At 65.0% G+C, this 21,406-nt stretch carries 24 protein-coding genes and 1 tRNA gene; 18 read left to right on the top strand and 7 right to left on the bottom strand.

The window, feature by feature from the left end:
• Nucleotides 1-31 precede the first annotated feature (31 nt).
• The 11 genes from gspF to ON00_RS03450 all read left to right on the top strand — a co-directional run bounded on the left by gspF (nucleotide 32) and on the right by ON00_RS03450 (nucleotide 7,614).
• Nucleotides 32-1,258: a type II secretion system inner membrane protein GspF gene (gene gspF / locus ON00_RS03500; RefSeq protein ID WP_010403196.1), complete on the top strand. Its 1,227-nt coding sequence runs from the start codon at nucleotides 32-34 to the stop codon at nucleotides 1,256-1,258.
• A gap of 8 nt (nucleotides 1,259-1,266) precedes the next feature.
• A complete protein-coding gene (gene gspG / locus ON00_RS03495; RefSeq protein ID WP_010403194.1) occupies nucleotides 1,267-1,713 on the top strand; it encodes a type II secretion system major pseudopilin GspG in 447 nt (148 codons plus the stop codon).
• On the top strand, nucleotides 1,688-2,158 hold the full coding sequence (locus tag ON00_RS03490) for a GspH/FimT family pseudopilin (protein ID WP_010403192.1): 471 nt from the start codon (nucleotides 1,688-1,690) through the stop codon (nucleotides 2,156-2,158). Before gspG ends, ON00_RS03490 begins: the two co-directional genes overlap by 26 nt.
• Nucleotides 2,121-2,531, top strand: coding sequence for a type II secretion system minor pseudopilin GspI (gene gspI / locus ON00_RS03485; RefSeq protein WP_010403189.1), 411 nt, complete (start codon nucleotides 2,121-2,123; stop codon nucleotides 2,529-2,531). Before ON00_RS03490 ends, gspI begins: the two co-directional genes overlap by 38 nt.
• Nucleotides 2,528-3,148, top strand: a complete 621-nt coding sequence (gspJ, locus tag ON00_RS03480; protein ID WP_010403186.1) for a type II secretion system minor pseudopilin GspJ — start codon at nucleotides 2,528-2,530, stop codon at nucleotides 3,146-3,148. The genes gspI and gspJ overlap by 4 nt, the downstream gene beginning before the upstream one ends.
• Complete coding sequence (gene gspK, locus ON00_RS03475) at nucleotides 3,138-4,121, top strand: type II secretion system minor pseudopilin GspK (RefSeq protein WP_010403183.1); 984 nt, start codon at nucleotides 3,138-3,140, stop codon at nucleotides 4,119-4,121. Before gspJ ends, gspK begins: the two co-directional genes overlap by 11 nt.
• Nucleotides 4,118-5,215: a type II secretion system protein GspL gene (gspL, locus tag ON00_RS03470; RefSeq protein ID WP_010403181.1), complete on the top strand. Its 1,098-nt coding sequence runs from the start codon at nucleotides 4,118-4,120 to the stop codon at nucleotides 5,213-5,215. Before gspK ends, gspL begins: the two co-directional genes overlap by 4 nt.
• Nucleotides 5,212-5,688, top strand: a complete 477-nt coding sequence (gspM, locus tag ON00_RS03465; protein ID WP_010403178.1) for a type II secretion system protein GspM — start codon at nucleotides 5,212-5,214, stop codon at nucleotides 5,686-5,688. The genes gspL and gspM overlap by 4 nt, the downstream gene beginning before the upstream one ends.
• Nucleotides 5,685-6,404, top strand: a complete 720-nt coding sequence (gene gspN / locus ON00_RS03460) for a type II secretion system protein N (RefSeq protein ID WP_010403176.1) — start codon at nucleotides 5,685-5,687, stop codon at nucleotides 6,402-6,404. The genes gspM and gspN overlap by 4 nt, the downstream gene beginning before the upstream one ends.
• 53 nt (nucleotides 6,405-6,457) lie before the next feature.
• Nucleotides 6,458-6,534, top strand: a tRNA-His gene (locus tag ON00_RS03455).
• A 27-nt stretch (nucleotides 6,535-6,561) separates the two neighbouring features.
• On the top strand, nucleotides 6,562-7,614 hold the full coding sequence (locus ON00_RS03450) for a Leu/Phe/Val dehydrogenase (RefSeq protein WP_010403175.1): 1,053 nt from the start codon (nucleotides 6,562-6,564) through the stop codon (nucleotides 7,612-7,614).
• Here the strand turns inward: ON00_RS03450 and ON00_RS03445 are convergent.
• The gene (locus ON00_RS03445; protein WP_029622405.1) at nucleotides 7,611-8,363 is read right to left on the bottom strand and encodes an HAD-IIB family hydrolase; all 753 of its coding nucleotides are present in this window, start codon (nucleotides 8,361-8,363) and stop codon (nucleotides 7,611-7,613) included. The two genes, ON00_RS03450 and ON00_RS03445, sit on opposite strands and share 4 nt — an antisense overlap.
• A gap of 116 nt (nucleotides 8,364-8,479) precedes the next feature.
• Here ON00_RS03445 and ON00_RS03440 point away from each other — a divergent pair, with 116 nt between their 5' ends.
• On the top strand, nucleotides 8,480-9,106 hold the full coding sequence (locus tag ON00_RS03440; protein WP_010403173.1) for a tetratricopeptide repeat protein: 627 nt from the start codon (nucleotides 8,480-8,482) through the stop codon (nucleotides 9,104-9,106).
• Between the two features lie 73 nt (nucleotides 9,107-9,179).
• Here ON00_RS03440 and ON00_RS03435 read toward each other — a convergent pair whose 3' ends face one another.
• Both ON00_RS03435 and ON00_RS03430 read right to left on the bottom strand, forming a co-directional pair.
• The gene (locus ON00_RS03435) at nucleotides 9,180-9,449 is read right to left on the bottom strand and encodes a hypothetical protein (RefSeq protein ID WP_010403172.1); all 270 of its coding nucleotides are present in this window, start codon (nucleotides 9,447-9,449) and stop codon (nucleotides 9,180-9,182) included.
• A 158-nt stretch (nucleotides 9,450-9,607) separates the two neighbouring features.
• Complete coding sequence (locus ON00_RS03430; RefSeq protein WP_010403171.1) at nucleotides 9,608-11,023, bottom strand: M20/M25/M40 family metallo-hydrolase; 1,416 nt, start codon at nucleotides 11,021-11,023, stop codon at nucleotides 9,608-9,610.
• Nucleotides 11,024-11,293: 270 nt separating this feature from the next.
• On the opposite strand from ON00_RS03430, the gene ettA reads away from it, so the two are divergent.
• Entirely contained in the window at nucleotides 11,294-12,973 is a 1,680-nt protein-coding gene (gene ettA, locus ON00_RS03425; protein ID WP_010403170.1) for an energy-dependent translational throttle protein EttA, read from the top strand.
• 46 nt (nucleotides 12,974-13,019) lie between these two features.
• On the opposite strand, the gene ON00_RS03420 is transcribed toward ettA, so the two are convergent.
• From ON00_RS03420 to ON00_RS03410, 3 genes are all read right to left on the bottom strand, one after another.
• The gene (locus tag ON00_RS03420) at nucleotides 13,020-13,304 is read right to left on the bottom strand and encodes an acylphosphatase (RefSeq protein WP_154651272.1); all 285 of its coding nucleotides are present in this window, start codon (nucleotides 13,302-13,304) and stop codon (nucleotides 13,020-13,022) included.
• Between the two features lie 127 nt (nucleotides 13,305-13,431).
• Nucleotides 13,432-13,923 carry a GreA/GreB family elongation factor gene (locus ON00_RS03415; RefSeq protein ID WP_010403166.1) on the bottom strand — a complete coding sequence of 164 codons (492 nt, stop codon included), beginning with the start codon at nucleotides 13,921-13,923 and terminating at the stop codon, nucleotides 13,432-13,434.
• Between the two features lie 54 nt (nucleotides 13,924-13,977).
• Nucleotides 13,978-15,969, bottom strand: coding sequence for a lytic transglycosylase domain-containing protein (locus ON00_RS03410; protein ID WP_010403164.1), 1,992 nt, complete (start codon nucleotides 15,967-15,969; stop codon nucleotides 13,978-13,980).
• A gap of 87 nt (nucleotides 15,970-16,056) precedes the next feature.
• On the opposite strand from ON00_RS03410, the gene dapA reads away from it, so the two are divergent.
• Together dapA and ON00_RS20505 are read left to right on the top strand one after the other, a co-directional pair.
• A complete protein-coding gene (gene dapA, locus ON00_RS03405) occupies nucleotides 16,057-16,938 on the top strand; it encodes a 4-hydroxy-tetrahydrodipicolinate synthase (RefSeq protein WP_010403162.1) in 882 nt (293 codons plus the stop codon).
• A gap of 73 nt (nucleotides 16,939-17,011) precedes the next feature.
• Complete coding sequence (locus ON00_RS20505; RefSeq protein WP_154651271.1) at nucleotides 17,012-17,455, top strand: ExbD/TolR family protein; 444 nt, start codon at nucleotides 17,012-17,014, stop codon at nucleotides 17,453-17,455.
• Between the two features lie 181 nt (nucleotides 17,456-17,636).
• Here the strand turns inward: ON00_RS20505 and ON00_RS03400 are convergent, their stop codons facing one another.
• Nucleotides 17,637-18,053 carry an acyl-CoA thioesterase gene (locus tag ON00_RS03400; protein ID WP_010403160.1) on the bottom strand — a complete coding sequence of 139 codons (417 nt, stop codon included), beginning with the start codon at nucleotides 18,051-18,053 and terminating at the stop codon, nucleotides 17,637-17,639.
• Between the two features lie 144 nt (nucleotides 18,054-18,197).
• Here ON00_RS03400 and smpB point away from each other — a divergent pair, with 144 nt between their 5' ends.
• Genes smpB through ON00_RS03385 form a run of 3 tightly spaced genes read left to right on the top strand, consistent with a single transcriptional unit; the run spans nucleotide 18,198 to nucleotide 21,380 of the window.
• The gene (gene smpB / locus ON00_RS03395) at nucleotides 18,198-18,680 is read left to right on the top strand and encodes an SsrA-binding protein SmpB (RefSeq protein ID WP_010403159.1); all 483 of its coding nucleotides are present in this window, start codon (nucleotides 18,198-18,200) and stop codon (nucleotides 18,678-18,680) included.
• Between the two features lie 22 nt (nucleotides 18,681-18,702).
• Nucleotides 18,703-19,257 (top strand): DUF2062 domain-containing protein, encoded by a 555-nt coding sequence (locus ON00_RS03390; RefSeq protein ID WP_029622403.1) that lies wholly within the window; start codon nucleotides 18,703-18,705, stop codon nucleotides 19,255-19,257.
• A 59-nt stretch (nucleotides 19,258-19,316) separates the two neighbouring features.
• A complete protein-coding gene (locus ON00_RS03385) occupies nucleotides 19,317-21,380 on the top strand; it encodes a M13 family metallopeptidase (protein WP_010403157.1) in 2,064 nt (687 codons plus the stop codon).
• Nucleotides 21,381-21,406: the final 26 nt, after the last annotated feature.

The raw sequence follows: 21,406 nt of genomic DNA, 5'->3' as shown, positions 1-21,406 counted from the left end.
GGAAGGGGAGGATATGTGGGGGGCAGGGCTCATGCCTGACTTCGATTACATCGCGATCGACACCAAGGGGCGCGAAGCGCGCGGGCATATCGCAGCGCCGTCGATCGACGATGCCCGCACGCTGCTCGATCGGCGGCGGCTGTATGTGGTCAAGGTCGAACCCGGCTCCGGGCGTCCGGCCAAGGGCAAGGCGCTGCTGTCCGATGTGCGTTTGGGGCGTCGGCGCATGAGCACCAAGCAATTGACGCTGTTCACGCGGCAACTCGCCACGCTCAACCGCGTATCGCCGCTGGAGGAATCGCTGCGCACGATCGTCCGCCAGACCGAGCAGGAACATGTTCGCGCGATCGTCGAATCGGTCCATGCGGGCGTGGTCGAGGGGCGGCGGCTGCATGAGGCGATGGCGCGCGAGGCGAAAAGCTTTCCCGCGCTGTACCGCGCGATGGTGTCGGCGGGGGAAAGCTCGGGCGCGTTGCCGGTCATCCTCGAACGCCTGTCGCTGTTGCTGGAGCGCCAGGCCGAGATCAACGGCAAGATCATCACCACGCTGGCCTATCCTTCCGTTTTGGCGGTTGTGGCGATGGCGGTGGTGACGGCGCTGATGGTGTTCGTGGTGCCGCAAGTGGTCGAGCAGTTCGATACGGTCGGGCAGCAACTGCCGTTGCTGACGCGGGCGGTGATGGGGCTGTCGGCCTTTCTGGTCGGTTATTGGTGGGCGCTGCTGATCGGGGCGGTGCTGATCGGCCTGGGGGCGTGGCGCGCGCTCAAGGACCCCCGCGTGAAGCTGGCGTTCGACACGTGGATTTTGAAGCTGCCCTTGCTTGGCCGCTTGCTGCGCGATCTGCACGCCGCGCGGATGGCGCGGACGCTTGCGACGATGGTGGCGAGTCGCTTGCCGCTGCTCGAAGGGCTGACGCTGACCGGCGGCACGATCCACAATCTGCGCCTGAAACGCGCGTCAGACGAGATCATCGAATCGATCCGCGGTGGCGGCAGCCTGTCGGCGGCGATGCGGCGGACCGGGGTGTTCCCGCCCTTGCTGACCTATCTCGCTGCGTCGGGCGAGACGGCGGGGCAGCTCGACGACATGCTGGAACGCGCGGCGGATTATCTGGAGCGTGAATTCGACCGCTTCACCACTACAGCGCTGTCGTTGCTCGAACCGCTCATCATCGTGCTGATGGGGGGTGTCGTCGCCACGATCGTGCTATCCATTTTGCTACCGATCCTGCAACTCAACACGCTTGCCGGACAATGAGGTTTGTAATGCCTGCTTCCCACACCAACCGCCGTGTTCGCCCGACTGAACAGGGCTTTACCCTGATCGAGTTGATGGTGGTGATCGTCATCCTCGGCCTGCTCGCCGCGATCGTGACGTACAACGTCCTGCCGCTGGGCGACAAAGGCAAGATCACCAAGGCCAAGGCCGATATCGCGCAGATCGAGGGCGCGCTCGATCTCTATAAATTGCAGAACGATGTGTACCCCTCGACCACCGACGGCTTGCAGGCTTTGGTGTCGGCACCGGCCGATGCCGATGCGAGCAAATATCAGCGGGGCGGCTATATCAAGAAACTGCCGCTCGACCCGTGGGGCAAGCCCTATCTCTATGCCTCCCCCGGCGCGCATGGCGAGGCCGATGTGTGGACGCTGGGCGCGGACCATAAGGAAGGCGGCGAGGGGGCCAATGCCGATATCGGTAGCTGGCAGTAACGCGCGCGAGCGCGGCTTCACGCTGATCGAGCTGATGATCGTGATCGCGATCATCGGCCTGGCCAGCGCCGTTGTCGTAATGGCGCTACCTGATCCGCGCGGACGGCTGACCGATGAGGCCGCGCGCTTCGCCGCACGGACCCGCGCGGCGCACGATCTGGCGGTGGTGGGCGCACGGCCGATCAGCGTGTGGGTGTCCGAGGGCGGCTATGGCTTTGACGAACGCCTGGACGGCGCGTGGGTCGCGATGGGGGAGAAGCCGCTGCGGGTAACGCGCTGGAGCAGCGGCACGCGGGCGCTGCCGAGCGGCGCGACGCCGCGCGACCGCATCCTGTTCGATTCGACCGGCATGGCCGATCGCCCGCTCGACGTGACGCTCACGCGGTCGCGCGAGAGCGTGGTGGTGCATGTCGCCGCCGATGGCGCGGTGCGAATCGGTGGTTAGGGTGCCGACAGCGGCGCGCGGCTTCACGCTGATCGAGATGATGGTCGCGCTCGCCGTGTTCAGCCTCGCCGCGCTCGCGCTGATCCGGCTGGAGGGCGCGACGATCCGGGGGGCGGCGACGCTCGACACCACGCTGATGGCGCAAATGGTGGCGCGCAACATCGCGATCGAGGCGATGACCGATGCCCGACCGCCCACCATCGGCACTGCCACCGGCACCGAAGCGAATGGCGGGCGCGACTGGGCGTGGACGCGCGTGGTGCAGCCTACCGGCGACGCGCGCATCCTGCGCATCGACGTGACCGTGCTGGATCAGGCGGGCCGTAACGCCGGGCATATCACGATGGTGCGCGACGGGGCGACCAAGCCATGAGCAGGCGTGCCGAACACGGCTTCACGCTGGTCGAAGTGATGATTTCGCTGCTGATCTTCGGCCTGCTGGCGGCGGCTGGCGTGGCACTCCTGTCCTTTTCGGTGCGGGCGCAGGGGGTGACCGGGGCCCGGCTGGAGGCGGTGTCGGCGCGTAATCGCTTGTCCGCAATCCTGACCGCAGACCTTGCCCAGGCGGTGGTGCGCACGACGCGCGGCGAGGGGGGTGAGATGGTGCCGGCCTTTACCGGCGAATCGGGCAGCAATGGCGCGGTGCTGCTGCGCGTGGTGCGCGGTGGCTGGAGCAATCTCGATGGCGCGCCGCGCCCGTCCGAACAGAAGGTTGAGTATCGGCTCGAGGATGGCGCGCTGGTCCGCATTGCCTATCCGATGCTTGATGGCGCGCAAGCGTTGCCGCCAACGCCGCTCCTGTCGCACATCCGCACGGTCGCACTCCGCTATCGCCTCAAGGGCGCGTGGAGCGACCGCTGGATCGGCAATGCGGAAAATCCGCTGCCCGATGCACTGGAACTCCGCATCGTGCGCGATCCGGGCGTGGAGACGCGCGAAATGTTTCTCGTCGGCACCGGATATGGCAAGCGCGTGACCAATGCGCGCTGAGGTGCCCAGGACCGAGCGCGGCGCGGCGCTGTTGACGGTGCTGCTGCTGGTCGCCGTCATTGCCGTCCTGGCGGGGGTCGCGCTCGAGAAGCTGCGGCTGGCGACTCGGTTGGGCGGCAATGCCGTTGCGCTCGACCAGGCCCGCGCCTTCTCGTTCGCGGCGGAAACGCTCGCGGTGTTCAAGATCAGCGATCTCTTGTCGAAAAGCCCCGACAAGGTGACGCTGGAGGGCGGCTGGAGCGGCCAGCCCTTCGCGCTGCCGATTCCCAACGGCACGGCCACCGCGACCGTCACCGATGGCGGGAATTGCTTCAACCTCAACAGCCTGGCCATTGAAGTAACGCCGGGCGTCTACGCCGCTTATACCCCGGCGCGGACGCAGTTCGCGCGCTTGATCGCGCTGGTTGATCCGACCGCGCGCTCGCCCGATGCGATTGCGGCGGCGGCGGCGGACTGGATCGACAGCGACAACAGTCCGCTCGATGGCGGTGCCGAGGATAACGTCTATGGCGGCGGTAAGCTCGCCTATCGCACCGCCAACACGCTGATGACCGATCCCAGCGAATTGCGCTCGGTCGCCGGCGTGACGCGGCTCGATTATGAGCGGCTTCGACCTTGGCTGTGCACGCTGCCCGTCGCGACGCCGTCGAAAATCAACGTCAACACAGTGCTGCCGGAACAGGCACCGTTGATTGCGATGCTGGGCCAGACCCTGTCGGTCGAGGCCGTGCGCCAGGCGCTGTTGCAGCGCCCGCCAAAAGGATTCGCCAATGCGGGGGCGTTCTGGTCGCAATCGGCGCTCGCTGGCGGGGCGGGCGCGACCGGTGCGGGGCAGACCGATGTCAAAACGACGTGGTTCGCGCTGCGCGTCGATGTCGCATTGGGCAGCACTCGGCTCGAACAAACTGGTCTGATTGACGCAACGGCCCTTCCCGCGCGGCTGGTATCACGCCAATGGGGTGAGCGACCATGACCGACACGCTCGTCCTCTTTGTTCCGACGCATGACACCGCGTGGCGCTGGCTGCGGATCGCGGGCGATGGGGTGACCGGGCGGGGCGAGGGGATGCCCGTGTTGGCCGCAGACGGCGAGGAGCACCTCGTCGCAGTGGTGCCCGCCGACGCGGTGACGCTGCACTGGGCCGAGCTGCCCGATCGCTCGCTTGCGCAGGCGGTGGCAGCGGCGCGCTTGCTCGCCGCCGATGCCAGCGCAACGCCGATCGGCGAAATGCACGTTGCGGTGGGGCGCGAGGATGCGCTGGTCGAACGGCCGATCGCCGTCGTGGCGGTGACCCAGATGCGCGACTGGCTCAGCGTCCTCGCAGACTATTGTATCGATCCCGATGTGCTGCTGCCCGCGCCGTTGCTGTTGCCGCGACCGGAGACGGGTTATGTCCGCGCGGACATTGGCGGGGCGGGCGTGGTCCGCGGGCCGACCAGCGGCTTTGCCGACGAGGCCGGGCTGACCGATCTCATCACCGGCGGGGTCAGGCCCGAGATTTTGCCGCGCGACCAAATGGAGGCTGCGATAATCGCGGCGGCCCATGCGCCCGTACTCAACCTGCGGCAGGGGCCGTTCGCGAAGGTGGTGGCCACGGCGATCGATTGGGCGTTGATCCGGCGGCTTGCTTGGCTGGCCGGGGCGGTGCTGGCGATGACCTTGCTCATCACCTGCGTTCAACTGCTGACTTATTCGCTCGCCGCCGATGATCTCGAACGCCGGGCCGATGTGCTGGCCCGCAGTGGCCTCGCGCGCGGCGAGGCGGTGAACGACGCTGACCGGCAGCTTAGCGCGCGGCTGGAGCGGTTGCGCGGCGGCGGGCTCGGCTTCAGCCGCACCGCCGCGACCGTTTTCGCGGCGATGCGCGCGACGCCCGGTACAGAGATCCGCACGCTGTCCTTCGATTCGAACGGCGCGATGCGCGTGACAGTGGGCGTTCAGAATGAGGGGCAAATCCTCGATCTCCAGCGCCGGATCGAGGCGAGCGGGCTCGGTGCCACGCCGATGGGGCAGTTTCAGTCGGTCGGCGGGCGCGTGACGGGGGACATCATGGTGAAGCCGCGATGACCGAGCGCTTGCTCCTCTGGTATCGCGCCCGCTCCCGGCGCGAGCAGTATCTGCTGCTGGCTGGTGCGGCGATGGCGGTGCTGGCCTTATGCTATTTCCTGGTCGTGCCGCTCGGCGATGCGCTCGAATCGGCCAGGACGCGCCATGCCGATGCGGTGATTCGCCTGGGCGAGACGCAAGCGCGGGTCGATGCGGTGAAGGCCGCGCAGGCCGACCGCGCCGCGCCGCTGGCCGGGCCGCTCGAAGCGATGGTGCGGACGCGCGCCAACGATGCCGGTTTCGCACTCGCCAGTGTCGTGCCGCAGGGGGGCGACCGGGTGCAGATCACCATCGCCTCGGCCAGGCCCGGGGCTTTGATCGGCTGGATCGCCGATCTCGAAGCGTCGGGCATGCTGGTCGATCGCTTGGGAACGACCGACAATGGCGATCGCACGGTGGCAGTGCAAATGACGTTGAAGGCGCAGGGGCAATGATCCGTCTGCGCACCGGACCGGCGGCGCTGTTCGGCGCGATCTTTGTGCTGGCGTTGATCCTGCTGTTGCCGCTGCGGTTCGCGCTGGCGTGGTTCGATCTGGATGCCACCGGCTTTGCCGCGCGGGCCGCCAGTGGCAGCGTGTGGGCGGGGTCGTTGCGCGAGGCGCAACTGGGCAGCATCGCTTTGGGCGATGTCGATGCCGCATTGTCGCCATGGGCGTTGCTCGCCGGGCGGGCGCGACTCGCGCTGGACGGCCATCCGTCGGGCACCGGGCGTGCCCTGCACGGGGCGGTCAGCGTCTCGCGGCACAGCGTGGGAATCGAGCAGATGACCGCTGGCGTACCCGTCGGGGACGCGTTCGCGCCGCTGCCCATCACCGCCATCGATCTGGACGATGTCAGCGTGCGGTTTGTGGACGGGCGGTGCGAGCGTGCCGAAGGGCGCGTCAAGGCAACGCTGGGTGGCGATATTGCGGGAATCACGCTGGGGCAGGGCCTGGCGGGCGCGGCGCGGTGTGACGCGGGTGCGCTGCTGTTGCCGCTCGTCAGCCAAGCCGGGACCGAGCAAGTGACGGTGCGGTTGTGGGATTCGGGACGCTTTCGCGCCGAGTTTTTGGCCAAGCCAAGCGACGCTGCGGCCACGCAAAAGCTGGAGCGCAGCGGGTTTCAGCACATGCCCAATGGATATCTTCTCGCGGTTGAGGGGAAATTTTGAGCTTGTATTCTTGACGCTGGCCCCTGCCGCCCGCTAGGGGCGCTTGCTCTGCGGCGATCGTAGTTCAATTGGTTAGAGCGTCGGCTTGTGATGCCGGATGTTGCGGGTTCAAGTCCCGTCGGTCGCCCCACTTCTTCAAGCAGCCAGGAATTCTAGCGTGACCAGCGGCTGGGGCTTCCCCGATTTCGACGATCATGAGGGCGTACACCTCTTCACCGATCCTGCCTCGGGGCTTCGTGCGGTCATTGCGATTCACTCGACCAAGCTGGGTCCTGCAGCGGGCGGCGTGCGCTTCTGGCATTATGCCGATAGCGACGGCGCGATCACCGACGCGCTGCGCCTATCGCGCGGGATGAGCTTCAAGAATGCGATGGCGGGCCTGCCCATGGGTGGCGGCAAGGGCGTCGTGCTGGCGGCAAAGCCGGGCGATTCGATCAGCCAGGCGCAACTCGAAGCCTTTGGCCGCGTGGTCGAGTCGCTGGGCGGGCGCTACGTTACGGCAGAAGACGTCGGCATGTCCGAAGCGAGCATGAAGACGATCGCGACGATGACCAAGCACGTGTCGGGCCTGCCGGTCGCGGCGGGCAGCGCAGGTGGTGATCCTGGACCTTATACCGCGATGGGCGTCTATCTCGGCGTCAAGGCTGCCGCCAAGCGCGGTCTGGGCGCGGACGTGATGAAGGGCGTGCATGTCGCGATCCAGGGTGTCGGCAGTGTTGGCGGCGGTCTTGCGCGTTTGCTCGCCAAGGATGGCGCGCGGCTGACGTTGGCCGACGTCAATGCCGATCGTGCCAAGGCGCTGGCGGCCGAACTGGGCGCAGAGACGGTCGCGGCGGACGCGATCCTGGGCATCAAGGCCGATATCGTCAGCCCCAACGCGCTGGGCGCGATCCTGACGCCCGAATCGATTGCGGCGCTGCAAACCACGGTTGTCGCCGGTGGCGCGAACAACCAGCTCGCGACCAAGGCTGAGGGCGCGGCGCTGCAGGCGCGCGGGATCCTCTACGCACCCGATTACGTCATCAATGCAGGCGGCATCATCAATGTCGGGCTCGAATATCTCGGGCAGGGTGACCAGGCCGAGGTCAACGCCCGCATTGCGCGGATTCCGGATCGCCTGATCGAAGTGTGGGACGAGAGCGACCGCACTGGCGCGCCTGCCGCCGACGTGGCCGACAGCATTGCGCGCCGCTTGATCGGTCGGGGCTAACGTTTCGGCAGGCAGGCGATCATCGCCCGCACGGCGGTGGCGGTTTCCGCCACGTCGCGCACCGCGATCGTGTCCATGCCCGCCGCGCGCACCGCATCGTCATTCCCGCCGGGATAGATCGCGTCGCCCAGGAACAGCATGTCCTCGGTCACGATGCCCGAATGTTCGGCGAGCCGCCGCATCGCATAGGCCTTGTCGATTCCCGCATGGGTGATGTCGAGCGAGGTTGATCCACCGATATTGACCGAGAGATCGGGCAGGGCCTTGCGCAGCAGCACCTGCATTGCCTTGCGCTTGGCGAAATCGGGGTCCCAGGCTTTTTTGGCGTCGAGCGGGGCTTCCTGACCAAGCCCGGAAAAGGTGATCTGGCTGCCACGATCCTCGACGCGCTCGCCCCAGATTTTCTCGTCGGCAAAGCCTGCTTTCTTTGTCGCTTCGGTCAGCGCGCTGAGGATGTGGTCACGCTCGGCCGGCGCGAAGATTTCGGCATAGACCGGGCGCCATGTACCATCGCTAAAGCGATACAGCTTGGTGCCGGTGGTTGGCATAATGAACAGATGCTCGATCGCGGCGGTGGCGGGCAGGGCAGCAACCACCTGCTTCTCGAATTGCGGCCAATCCCCGCCGGAAATGACGGCAACCGACACGCGCGCGAGCAGCTGGTCGAGCAGCCCGGCCATTTCATCCCCGACCTTCTGCTTGCTCTCGGCCAGCGTCCCGTCGAGGTCGAAGGCGATCAACTGTTTCACGATATCGATTCCTTGCACCGTTTGGGGGCGAACGCGCGGGGCCGACATGGGGTTGCGCGTCGACGCGACGACAAAATGGCCTAAAGTGGCGCGATGGCAAGCGCGATGGGTCTGATATGAACGGCTGGGTGTCCTTGGTGCTGATCGCTGCGCTGGTCGCGCTCATCCTGTGGCGCGCGGGTGTCTCGCGGCACGTATTGGCGATCGCTGCGCCGGTCATTGGGCTCGGCATATTCGGCTACGCCCTGCAGGGCCGGGCCATGCTCCCGGGCAGCCCCGCGCAAGCGGATGCCGCAACGGTTGCGATCGATCCCTCGATCGTCGATCTGCGCGGGGCGCTGCTCGGTCGATTTTCGGGGGATGGGGCGTATCTGATCGCATCCGATGCGTTGATGCGGCGTGGCAGCCGCGACAGCGGCGTGCAGGTGGTGCTGATGGGGCTGAACCATTATCCGCGCAGCCTTACCCTCTGGGTCGGGCTCGGCACCGCGCTGGCGCAACATGACGGCATGGTTTCGCCTGCAGCCCGCTTTGCCTTCAACCACGCGACCCAGATCGCGCCCGATCACCCAGCGCCTCCCTTTTTCGAAGGCCTGGCCTATGTCGAGGCAGGCGATTTCCGCGCCGCGCAGCCTTATTGGGCGCGGGCGCTGGCGCTATCTCCGCCTGCGATATCGTATCGCCGCGACATTGCGGTGCGGCTGTACGCGCTCAATATCGCGCTTGCGCAGCGCGGTTATTGACCCAACGAAAAAGGGCGCTCCCCGCGAAGGAAGCGCCCCATTCGTCAGACTGGGGTGAAACGCCCCGACAGTCTTACTTGGTAACGTTGTCAGCCTTGGCTGCGCCTGCGTCACGGACGTTGTCCGCCTTGTCGTGCAGTGCGTCAGCCGAGTTTGCGATCACGTCTGCGGCTGCAGCGTTCGAGGTGTTCGACGCAACGTCGTCGAGGACCGAAGCGTTGTTGTCGATGCCGTCGGCGATGACGTCGGCATTGTTCTCGATGGCGGCAGCTTCAGGGTTCTTGTGGCACGCAGCGAGCGACAGGGCACCGGCGGCAACGAGAACAAGGGCGATCTTCTTCATGCAATTGCTCCCAAGCAAATTAGCAGTTTCACGAGCGGCCCAACGCCGTCGCGAAGGCTGGTGGCATAACGTCCTGTTGCGGTGCGTCAATCTTAAATTCGCCATAAGTTACCGCAAATGCCACCTTTCCGCCACATTTGCGACGGGTTGAGTTATGGTTACTTTTTCGGGGTTACCGGCCCCATCGCTTCGGGCGCGTCCGCCACGATGGCGAGCATCGTCGTCCAGGCCGCGACGTTCTGCCGCAATTGTTCGGGGTCGATCCGGTCGAGCGTGTCCTCGGGCGTGTGGTGATAATCGAAATAGCGCAGGCCCGATTGGTTAAGATCAACCGCCGGAACGCCGGTCTTGAGCGTCGGGCCGACATCGGTTCCGTCGCCGCCGACACCCGCACCGCGCACGATGCCGAGCGGGGCGAGTGCGACCGCGAGACGATCGCCAACCGCTTTGGCGCTTTCCGGCAAATTGGTCTCGAAACGCCACACGCGATCCGCCCCGAAATCGGATTCGGAGGCCAGAGCATGGGTTTCCCCGGCATGCGCCTTGGCATAGGCCGCGCCGCCAAAGCCGCCCGTTTCCTCGTCTCCAAACCCCACGACGCGGATCGTGCGGCGATGCGGGCCCGAATCGAGCAGATGCTTGGCCGCCGCTGCGGTGATCGCGATGCCCGCGCCATCGTCGATCGCGCCGGTGCCAAGATCCCAACTGTCGAGATGCCCGCCGATCAAGATCGTGCCCGCCGCAGGATCGGTGCCGGGCACTTCGGCGACGACATTGCCCGACATGCGGCTGGGCACCACCGTCGGCGTCAGCGTGAGGTGCAGCTTAACTTGCTTGTCGAGTTTGACGATCCGCTCGAGATTTTCGGCGTCGGCAACCGACAGCGCGGCGGCGGGGATCGGCGTTACGCCGGGCGCGAAGTTGGTCGTGCCCGCATGCGGCCCACGGCCATGGTCGGTGCCGATCGAGCGGATCACGATCGCGCTCGCGCCCTTGCTGGCGGCAATATTTGGTCCGACGAAGCGCGCCATGCCCTGGCTGCCATAGCTTGACCCGTCCTGCGTTGGTTGCATCGCATTGGAGACGAAGGCGATCTTGCCAGTGAGGCTGCCGGCAGGAGCGAGCAGCAAATCATTGAAGCTGGCGAAATAGGCGACGGGCAGCGTCAGCCCCGCAGCGGGCGTGGCACCCGAATTGCCGAGAGCGGTCAACCGCAACGGCTGCGCATAGCTGCCCAGAACTTCTGCGGTTTCAACGCCGCGCACCCATACGTTCTTGAGTTCATAGGGTTCGATTCGCACGTTCTTGAAGCCGAGTGCGTTCAGTTTTGCGACGGCCCATTGCCGCGCGCGTTCTTCGGCGGGGGAGCCATCCGGGCGCGGGCCGACCTCGGTGGTGATGCCCGATACGATATCATAGGCAACATCGTCCTTCAGCGCCGCATCGCGCAGCGCGGTCACCGTCGGTGCGATCGCCACCGCAGGCGGCGCGACGCGCTGGGCGAGCGCGGGTGTCGCCAGCACCGTGGTGGCGAGAAGCATCGTGGCAGGGGCGAAGGCGCGAAGCTTGATCAAGGGCGGTTCCCGTCTGTTGGCAAAGGGTTGATGCGGAAAGCACCGAGCGGCGTTGCCGCGCGGCGGGTGGAAGGTTGGTCAACACCAGAGTAAGACCAAGACACGCGGCGGTTGCAACGGGAATCGCATGGGACCGTTGAAATCCGCCTTTGAAGATTGCGCCCCTGTCGCTGAGCGGTACCTCTGTCGTCGGCGCGTTGCCAATCGCGCTGGCGGTCGCTATCTGCCGCCACTCAAATCCATCCTTCTCGATCCCGGAGCCCGCAGCCGATGGCCGTGCAGTACAGCTATGTAATGAAGGGCCTGACCAAGACCTTCCCCGGTGCGCCCAAGCCGGTGCTCAACAACATCCATTTGCAGTTCCTGCCTGACGCGAAGATCGCGATCATCGGGCCGAACGGCTCGGGCAAATCCACGCTGATGAAGATCATGGGCGGCATCGACCCCGATTTCACCGGCGAAGCCTGGGCGGCCGAGGGCATCAAGGTCGGCTATCTGCCGCAGGAGCCGCAGCTCGACCCGACCAAGACGGTGATGGAAAACGTCAAAATGGGCGCGGGGCCGATCGCCGACATGGTCGATCGCTATAACGAGATCGTCGCGATCATGGGCGATCCGCCCGAGGATTGCGATTATGACGCGCTGCTCGGCGAAATGGGCGAGTTGCAGGAAAAGATCGACGCCGCCGATGGCTGGAGCCTCGACAACCAGCTTGAAATCGCGATGGAAGCGCTGCGCTGCCCACCGGGCGACAGCGCCGTCACCAACCTGTCGGGTGGTGAAAAGCGCCGTGTTGCGCTGTGCAAGCTGCTGCTCGAAAAGCCCAACATCCTGCTGCTGGACGAACCGACCAACCATCTCGACGCCGAAAGCGTTGCGTGGCTGGAAAATTACCTGCGCGATTATGTCGGCAACGTGATTCTCGTCACCCACGATCGCTACTTCCTCGACAATGTCGTCAACTGGGTGCTCGAGCTCGATCGCGGGCGCTATTACACCTATGAATCCAACTACTCGGGCTATCTCGAAAAGAAGGTGAAGCGGCTCGAGCAGGAAGAGCGCGAGGAGCAAGGCAAGGCCAAGGCGATCGCCGACGAGCTGGCATGGATGCGCCAGACCCCCAAGGCGCGCCAGACCAAGTCCAAGGCGCGTATCCGCGCATTCGACGAGCTGATGGAGAAGCAGGAAAACCGCGCCGTCGGCAAGGCGCAGATCCTGATCCAGCTGCCCGAACGGCTTGGCGGCAAGGTGATCGAGGCCAAGGGCCTGACCAAATCCTATGGCGACAAATTGCTGTTCGAGAATCTCGACTTCACGCTGCCGCCGGGCGGCATTGTCGGCGTGATCGGGCCGAACGGCGCGGGTAAGTCGACGCTGTTCAAGCTCATCACCGGCCAGGAAACGCCGGACGAAGGCACGATCGAGGTCGGTCAGACCGTGAAGCTCGGTTATGTCGACCAGTCGCGCGACGACCTCGACCCGAACAACAATGTCTGGGAGGAAATCTCGGACAAGCTGGAGGTCTTCCGCTTCGGCAAGCAGGAGCTGGGCACGCGGGCTTATGTCGGCGCGTTCAACTTCAAGGGGCAGGACCAGCAGAAGAAGGTCGGCCAGCTTTCGGGCGGTGAGCGCAACCGCGTCCACCTCGCCAAGATGCTGAAGGAGGGTGGCAACGTCCTGCTGCTCGACGAACCGACCAACGATCTCGACGTCGAGACGCTGCGCGCGCTGGAAGAGGCGCTCGAATCCTTCGCCGGATGCGCCGTGGTCATCAGCCACGATCGCTTCTTCCTCGATCGCCTCGCCACGCACATCCTGGCGTTCGAAGGCGACAGCCATGTCGAATGGTTCGAGGGCAATTTCGAAAGCTATGAGGAAGACAAGCGCCGCCGCTTGGGCGATGCGGCCGACCGACCGACGCGGCTCGCCTACAAGAAACTGACGCGATAAGGTCCGGAGGAGCGGCGTGGAAGTGCCACGCCGCTCCCCGCGCTGGTCATGCGGTGAAGCGCTTGGTGAACCCCTTGGGGACGCGCTCGCTATCGGCATTGGCTTCCAGATGATCGACCCGCGCGAGCGGAGGGCCCTGTCGGCACGCCTCGGTCATGGCGGTGACGGCGTCGTCCTCGCCCGCGATGAGCATTTCGATCCGCCCGTCCTTCAAATTGCGCACCCAACCGGTTACGCCACATTCCTGCGCGCGGCGCACCGCCCAGTCCCGAAAACCCGTATTTTGAACCTTGCCGGTGACGAACACCCGCTGCACCACTGCCATTGTCATCAACCTTATATTCGCCGCATCGTCTTACGCGCGATCACCGTGCTGTAGCATCACGTGCGCGAAGTCATCGTCGTTCCTGCCGGTTCCGTCGTAAATCCTGCAGTTTCCGTCGCGTGTTCGCGTTTCTTCACGGATAGGAGATCGCAATCACCTCATATTGTCGCTCGCCCGCCGGGAGCGTGACACGGCGCACGTCGCCGATTGCGGCCCCGCGCAGCGCCCGCGCGATCGGCGCATTCCAGCCGATCCGTCCCGCAGCGGCGTCGGTCTCGTCGTCCCCGACCAGCGTCAGCGTGCGTTCGGCGGTGTCGCTAAAGTCTTCAGGGTCGGCGATCGTCACCGTCGCCCCGAACCATACGCGCCCCCGGTCCGGCTGCGCTGCTGGGTCGATCACCTTCGCCGCCTTCATCCGCCGCGCCAGAAACCCCAGCCGCCGGTCGATTTCACGGAGGCGCTTGCGACCATAGATATAGTCGCCATTCTCGGAACGGTCGCCATTGCCCGCCGCCCAGGAGATGACGTCGACCAGCTTGGGGCGCTCCTCGCCCAGCAACTGCTGATATTCGGCACTCAGCGCGGCATAGCCCGCCGGAGTCATGTAATTTGGGCGATCGTCCATTGTGGATGCTACACCACAGGTGCCGGTGCGCTGTCATCCCCAAGATCGGGTGTTTCAGCCCGGTATGGTCTTGCCCAGATACCAACTGATCCGGTTCGCACCCGAAGACCGCGCGCGGCTCGGGTTCATCAAATCATAGACCACGGCGTTTTCGAGCACGCGCTGCACGTAATTCTTGGTCTCGTAGATCGGGATCGCTTCGATCCAGTCGACCATGTCCACGCCCGGCAAGCGCGGATCGCCATTGGCGCGCAGCCACTTGTTCACATTGCCGGGTCCGGCATTGTACGCCGCGACGGCGAGCGGATAGCTGCCGTAAATCCCGTAAATGTGCCGGAAATAGGTCGATCCGACCATGATGTTGTAATCGGTGTCGGTGGTCAGAGCCGACGGATCGTAGCTGAGCCCGAGCTTGGTGGCGGTGTCGCGGGCGGTGCCCGGCATCAACTGCATCAGCCCGCGCGCGCCGGCATGGCTGATCGCGGCGCGATCGAACTGGCTTTCCTGGCGGGCGATGGCGTGGATCATCGTCCAGTCATCCTGGCTGGCCACAGGCACGCGGACATTGGGGAAGCCGACGGTCGAGTATTCGCTCAGGCCGTTTTGCAGGGCGCTGCGCCCGACCATCACGCCCAGATCGGGGCGCCCAAGCGTGCGCGACAATTCGGTCGACAGGACATGGTCGCTATCGGTCTTGGCGTCGATCGCGATCTGGCGGACGAAGGCGGTCTGGTCGACCCATGCCGCCGTCGTCCCAAGATATTGCGCGGCGCGTACCGTCTCGCGGGCGTAGAAAGCCGCGCGCACATCCGGCCCGACCGGGCGCAGGATCGGGTCGCCCGGCGGGTTGAGCGGCTGGCCGATGCGTTCGCTCGCCAATTGGCCATAGAACAGGTCGCGGAAGCCCGCTGCGCGTGCATAATAGCCATTGGCCTCGTCGCGGTGCCCGGCGGCTTCTGCCGCGCGTCCGGCCCAGTACAGCCCCTTGGACTGCGTCGTCGGCGTGCGCGATGCGCTGGCGTAGAGCAGGAACAGCGGTACGGCATCGGCAGGGCGGGCGAGTTGCTTCAGCGCGGTCTGCCCGGCCAGCCAGGTGAGGCTCGTATAATCGTCGCGCTCGCCATAGGGGCGGGTGCTGACATCGGTGCCGGCGGGATAGGCATCGCTGACCTTGCGCGCGATGTCATAGGCCAACGTCGCCTGACCATCCGCAGCCGCAGCCTTGGCGTTGGTCAGCAGCACTTCGAACCATTGTCCCGGGCTGCCGGGCGTCATCGCCAGCGCGGGGCGCTGCGCCAGCAAGGTGCGCGCGCTGGCCGAGGCACCGGTGCTCCGCAGCCAATTGGCGCGATCCGCCAGCCAGCCCGGATCGGCCGCGCCATATTGCTGGGTCGCTGCGGCACGTTCGGCTGCATCAGGGGCGTTGGTGCGGAAGGCAAGGCGGGCGGCGAACACCGGCTGCCACGCAGGGCTGACCAGCGCCATCTGCCGCTGCGCCGCTGCAAGCGCGCCCTGCCACAGCAGCATGTCCATCCGCGCATTGTGATCGGACGGGGTCAGCGCATTCGCAAAGCCGGTGATGATCCGCGCTTCATCGGCGGTCGAGAGCGAGCCCGCGACCCAGGCCGCACGCGCAGCGGCATTGGCCTCCTCACGCGAGCCCGTGGCTGCCAGCGCTTCGGCAAAGCGCGTGCGGCCCGACCCCGTCAAGGCCGGGAAGCGGTGGAAAAACGATACGACGGTCGAGGGTGACCAGCCGCCCAGATCGAGCGACCGCTCCGCCGCGCGCCGCAGCCCCATCTCCCCGGGCCAGCCGGGATGGGCGAGCAGAAAACGGGCATAGCGTTCGAAGCTATACCCGCTGGGCTGTTGCAGCGCCTTCCACTCGACGATCGATGCGGCCAGCGCGGCGTTATTTGCGGTCGTGCCCGCCAGCACCTGTGTCGCACGACCCCAGCCAAGCTGATCCTGTGCGTCGCTCGACGTCACCGCGATGGTGGAAACCCCTGCCAGCAACAGGGCTGATTTAAGGAGCGAAGCAATCATATAGACAGAATATGCCTTTCGTCCGTATTTGTCGCGCGACAAATCTAAAAATGCGACGGAATTCCGTCTCTCAGGAGCAGCTTAACCATGTTTTCGGGATCGATCCCGGCGCTCGTCACGCCGTTCTCCGCCGACGGCGCGTTTGATGAGTCGGCCTATCGCGACCTGGTTGAATGGCAGATTGACGAAGGTTCGACGGGTCTGGTGCCGTGCGGCACCACCGGCGAAGCGGCCACGCTGAGCGCGGAGGAGCATTTCCACATCGTCGGCATCTGCGTCGACCAGACCAAGGGCCGCGTGCCGGTGATTGCGGGGGCAGGCTCCAACGATACGCGCGTGGCGATCCACAATATCAAGGCGGCCAAGGCAGCGGGTGCCGATGCCGCGCTGATGGTGCCGCCTTATTACAACCGGCCCAATCAGGAAGGCATCTTTCGCCATTTCGAGGCGGTGGTGCAGGCGTGCGACTTGCCGATCGTGCTCTACAATGTGCCCGGTCGCACCGTAACCGACATTGCCGTCGAGACGGTCGCGCGGATCGCGCATGCTTTTCCCAGCGTGGTCGGCATCAAGGATGCGACGGGGGTGATCCAGCGCGTATCGGCGCAGCGTGGGGCGTGCCCGGCCGGGTTCGTGCAGCTTTCGGGCAATGACGACATGGCGCTGGCGTTCAATGTAACGGGCGGGGTGGGGTGCATCTCGGTGACCGCCAATGTCGCGCCTGCGCTATGCGCGGCGTTCCAGGCGGCGTGCGCGGCGGGGGAGTATGCGGCGGCGCTGGAGTTGCACGACCGGCTGTTTGCGCTGCACGTGGCGCTGTTCACCGATGCTTCGCCGGGGCCGGTCAAATATGCACTGAGCCGGGTGCGGCCCGACTTTCCGCAGGCGTTGCGCTTGCCGATGACTTGGCCGAGCGAAGCGAGCCAGCGCGTGGTGGATGCGGGGCTGGCGGCGGCTGGGTTGGTTTGAGGGCGGGGGCGTAGCGGTTGGGTGGAGAGCCGACGCTGTGGCTTAGCCGTCAAAGCGGGACGAGGCTCTGGCTATGAATAAGATCGGTCTCTTACTTAGCGTGATGATGTTCTTGGGCGGCTGTCATCACCAGACGACCTACGCCGAGGGATGTGGTCGTTTGCCTGCGAACTGGATAACTCCGCGTGATGGACGGGGCGTGATGTCGCTTATGAGTGTCATAGCGGTTCGCGCGGACGGCTCACTACAATGGAATGGGATAGGCGTCTCGGATGCTACGCTCAAAGATTATTTAAAGGAAACTGCGACGCTGAACCCCGTGTCGGTGGTGCAGATCAAGTTTGCGCCGGACGTTGATTGCGACGAAGTGGCTCGGCTGCGTCGGCTTGTATCCGACACTCTAGATTGCAAGTTTGGTCAGTGTGCAGAAGGTAGTGGGAAATGGTGGCGCATTGGCGACGTCGGTCCCCCCTTTAAAGCCTACGATCCGCAACCAGTGGTGCCTCACGAGCAATAAGCAGCCTGTCCGCAACTGGGCGAAATTATCCATGCTCGCTTTGGCAATACCGCACCGCAGCAGATCGCCCTACCTTCACCGTTCGTTTCGAGCGTAGTCGAGAAACGGCAGCTTGCGTTGCGCGGGGTTTCTCGACTTCGCTCGAAACGAACGGTCGAGGGGCGTTACGTGCGCGCCCAGCTCAATCCTTCGCGAAGAAGCGGTCGATCACGTCGCGGGCGAGGCGCGCCGGGCGCAGGGTGGTGGCGTCGAGGCAGCACCAGCTGGATTTCACTTCGGCGAGCACCTCCTCACCGCGCTTGATGATCGTTTCGTAGAAAGCACGCGCGCCCTGCACCTTTTCGAGCAGGACGGTGGCGATCACTTCGTCATCAAGGAAGGTCGGTTTGCGATACGTAATCTCGTGCTTCAGCGCGACCCAGGCGTGAGTCGCCAGCGCTTCGGCCGGCGCAAAGCGCTGCCAGTGACTGATCACCGCGTCCTGCACCCATTTGAGATAGGAGGCGTTGTTGACATGGCCCATGAAATCGATGTCGGCGGCATCAATGGCGATGGCGAAGCTGTGCGTCGCGAATTTGGGGCTCAGGCACTCGGTCATATCATCACCTTATAGGATTGGTGCGCGCATAGCGAGCGAACAACGCGCGCGACCGGCGCAAAATGTGCGATCTTGCGCCGTGTCGTTGCTAATCCGCGCTTGTGGCTTTTGTTTCGCAGCGACAGCGCCTACATCGCCGCTCTTATGGCCCGTCCAAAGCCCCCCGTTTTCGAAAAAACCAAGATCGTCGCCGAGAACCGGCGCGCCCGCTACGATTATGCGATCGACACCGTCTATGAGGCGGGCATCGCGCTGACCGGCACCGAGGTGAAGAGCTTGCGCAGCGGCACCGGCTCGATCGCTGAAAGCTATGCCGAGGTGAAGGACGGGCAGGTGTGGCTGATCAATTCCAACGTGCCGGAATTCAGCCATGGCAACCGCTTCAACCATGAGCCAAAGCGCGCGCGCAAGCTGCTGCTGCATGAGCGCGAGATCAACAAGATGCACGGAGCGGTGGCGCGAGACGGCATGACGCTGGTGCCGTTGATGGTCTATTTCAATTCCAAGGGCCGCGCCAAGGTCGAACTGGCGCTGGCCAAGGGCAAGAAGGCGCATGACAAGCGCGACTCGATCAAGGAGCGCGACTGGAAGCGCGAGCAAGGGCGGCTGATGCGCGACCGTGGTTGAGGCCGTGGCCCGGCTTAGCGCGATGGCGCGGCTGTCCCGCTGGGTCGGTCGCCATGTGCCGACGCGCGAAAGTGTCGAGGCCAACCGCTATCTGCGACCCGTCGCCCACCGCATCCTCGCACCGGCGCTGTGGCGCTTTACCCGGCGATCGGTGCCGCGCGGGGTGGCATTGGGGCTGTTTACCGGGGTGCTGTTTCCCTTCGCGCATATGCCGCTTGCAGCAGTCACGGCCTTGCCCGTGCGCGCCAACGTGCCCGTCGCGGTGGGCACGACGCTGCTCCACAATCCGATCACCACCGTGCCGCTATTCTGGGCGGCGTATCAGCTCGGGCACTGGGTCTTGCGGTTCGATCGCAGCGTGCCCGGCGCGCCGATTGCAAGCAATGTGAAGGCCAATGTCGGATTGTTGCACTGGCTGGTGTCGCAAGGGGGGCCGTCGACGATCGTCGGGCTGGTCCTCATCGCCGCGATCCTTTCGGTTTTGGGCTATTTCCTGACCGGGCTCGCCTGGCGGATCCGAATCGGCCGAAAATGGCGCAAAAGAGCCGCGCGAAAAGGGCCGAAACAAGCGATTTGACGGAATGTGTCTTGGGGTTACAACACGCTCCATTCAATTTTCGATGAGAGGATTTTTGCATGCGTCGTTCGTTCGTCATGGTTTCCTTGCTTGCCTCTGCGGCCTTGGTGGGGGTGACCCACGCAAATCCGGCACCCAAGGCCAAGGTGGCGGCAAAGGCGGAGCCCGCGCCGAAGGCGACCGGGGCTGAAATCGGCGCATTCGGGCTCGATCTTGCCGGCATGGACACCAGCGTGCAGCCGGGTGACGATTTCGTGAAGTTCGCCGGCGGCAAGTGGGAAGCGGCCACCGAGATTCCCGCGGACAAGGCGACGTACGGCATGTTCAACCGCTTGGCTGACCGCTCGCTGGAACAGACCCGCACGATCCTGGATGCGGCGGCGAAGCGCCCCGGCGACAAGATCGGCGATTTCTATGCGAGCTTCATGGATGAGGCCGCGATCAACGCCAAAGGCATCGATCCGATCAAGCCCTGGATCGCCGAAATTCGCGCAGCGGGGGACAAGACCGCGCTGGCGGCCGAAATGGCCAAGCTGCAGCGCACCGGCGTCGGCGGCCTGTTCCGCATGGGCGTGGGCCAGGACGACAAGGCACCCGACACCTATATCGTTGGGCTCAGCCAGTCGGGCATCGGCCTGCCGGACCGCGATTATTATCTGAAGGACGATCCCAAGCTCGCCGACACGCGCGCAAAATATCAGGCCTATCAGGTGCAGATGCTGGGCCTGGCGGGCGTCGACGATGCCGCCGCGCGCGGCGCAGCGGTCTATGCCTTTGAAAAGGCGCTGGCGACCGCGCATTGGGACCGCATCAAATCGCGCGATTCCGATCTGACCTACAATAAGTGGTCGGCGGCTGACTTCGCGACCAAGGCCCCGGGCTTCCCGTGGGAGGTCTATATGAAGACGGCTGGGACCGCAGGACAGGCCAATTATCTGGTCGGGATGCCAAGCGCGCTGACCGACGAAGCCAAGGCCTTTGCCGATGCCCCCGTCCAGGTGGTGCAGGATTTCCTGATCCTGCGCTTGCTGCGCAGCTACGCCGGCGTTCTCGCCAAGCCGATTAACGACGCCAATTTCGCTTTCTACGGCACGGTGCTGAGCGGCGCGCCGCAGCAGCCGGTGCGGTGGAAGCGCGGCGTGGGGATCGTCAGCGGGGCGATGGGCGAACAGGTCGGCCAGGCATATGTCGAGCAATATTTCCCGCCCGCGACCAAGGCGGCAGCGGACCAGCTCGTCAAGAACATCATCGCGGCGATGAGCGTGCGGCTCGACAATCTCACTTGGATGGCCCCGGAAACCAAGGTGAAGGCCCATGCCAAACTGGCGGCCTTCACCCCCAAGATCGGCTATCCGTCCAAGTGGCGGGACTATTCGGCGCTGACGGTCAAGCGCGACGATATCGTCGCCAATGTCGCGGCGGCGAACGCGTTTGAATATGAGCGCGATCTGCACAAGCTCGGCCAGCCGATCGACCGCACCGAATGGGGCATGACCCCGATGACGGTGAACGCCTATGCCAATCCGCCGATGAACGAGATCGTATTCCCGGCCGCGATCCTGCAGCCGCCGTTCTTTGATGCCAAGGCCGATCCTGCGGTCAATTATGGCGGCATCGGCGTGGTGATCGGGCATGAATTGAGCCATCACTTCGATGATCAGGGCCGCAAATATGATCCGACCGGCAAGCTGACCGATTGGTGGACGGCTGAGGACGTCAAGCGCTTCACCGCGATGACCGACAAACTCGTCAAGCAATATGACGCCTATGAGCCGCTGCCGGGCCTGCACATCAAGGGCGGGCTGACGCTGGGCGAAAACATGGCGGATCTGGCCGGGTTGGCGCTGGCTTATGATGCGTATCACCGTTCGCTCGGCGGCAAGCCCGCGCCGGTGATCGATGGGCTGACCGGCGACCAGCGCTTCTTCCTGGGCTACGCACAGGTCTGGCGGATCAAGTTCCGCGAGCCCGCTTTGCGCTCGCAAGTGATTTCGAACGAGCATTCGCCGGGCCCGTTCCGCACCGTCGAAGTGCGCAACGTCGATGCCTGGTACAAGGCGTTCGGCGTGAAGGCGGGCGAGAAGCTGTATCTGGCCCCGGCTGACCGCGTCAAGGTCTGGTAAAGGCCATATGCTGCACCGCGCCGCCC

It is taken from the genome of Sphingomonas echinoides ATCC 14820 (assembly GCF_000241465.1).
GTDB classification, from domain to species: Bacteria; Pseudomonadota; Alphaproteobacteria; order Sphingomonadales; family Sphingomonadaceae; genus Sphingomonas; species Sphingomonas echinoides.
Note: the sequence above shows the minus strand (reverse complement) of the source record. Positions and strands in the feature narration are given on the sequence as shown.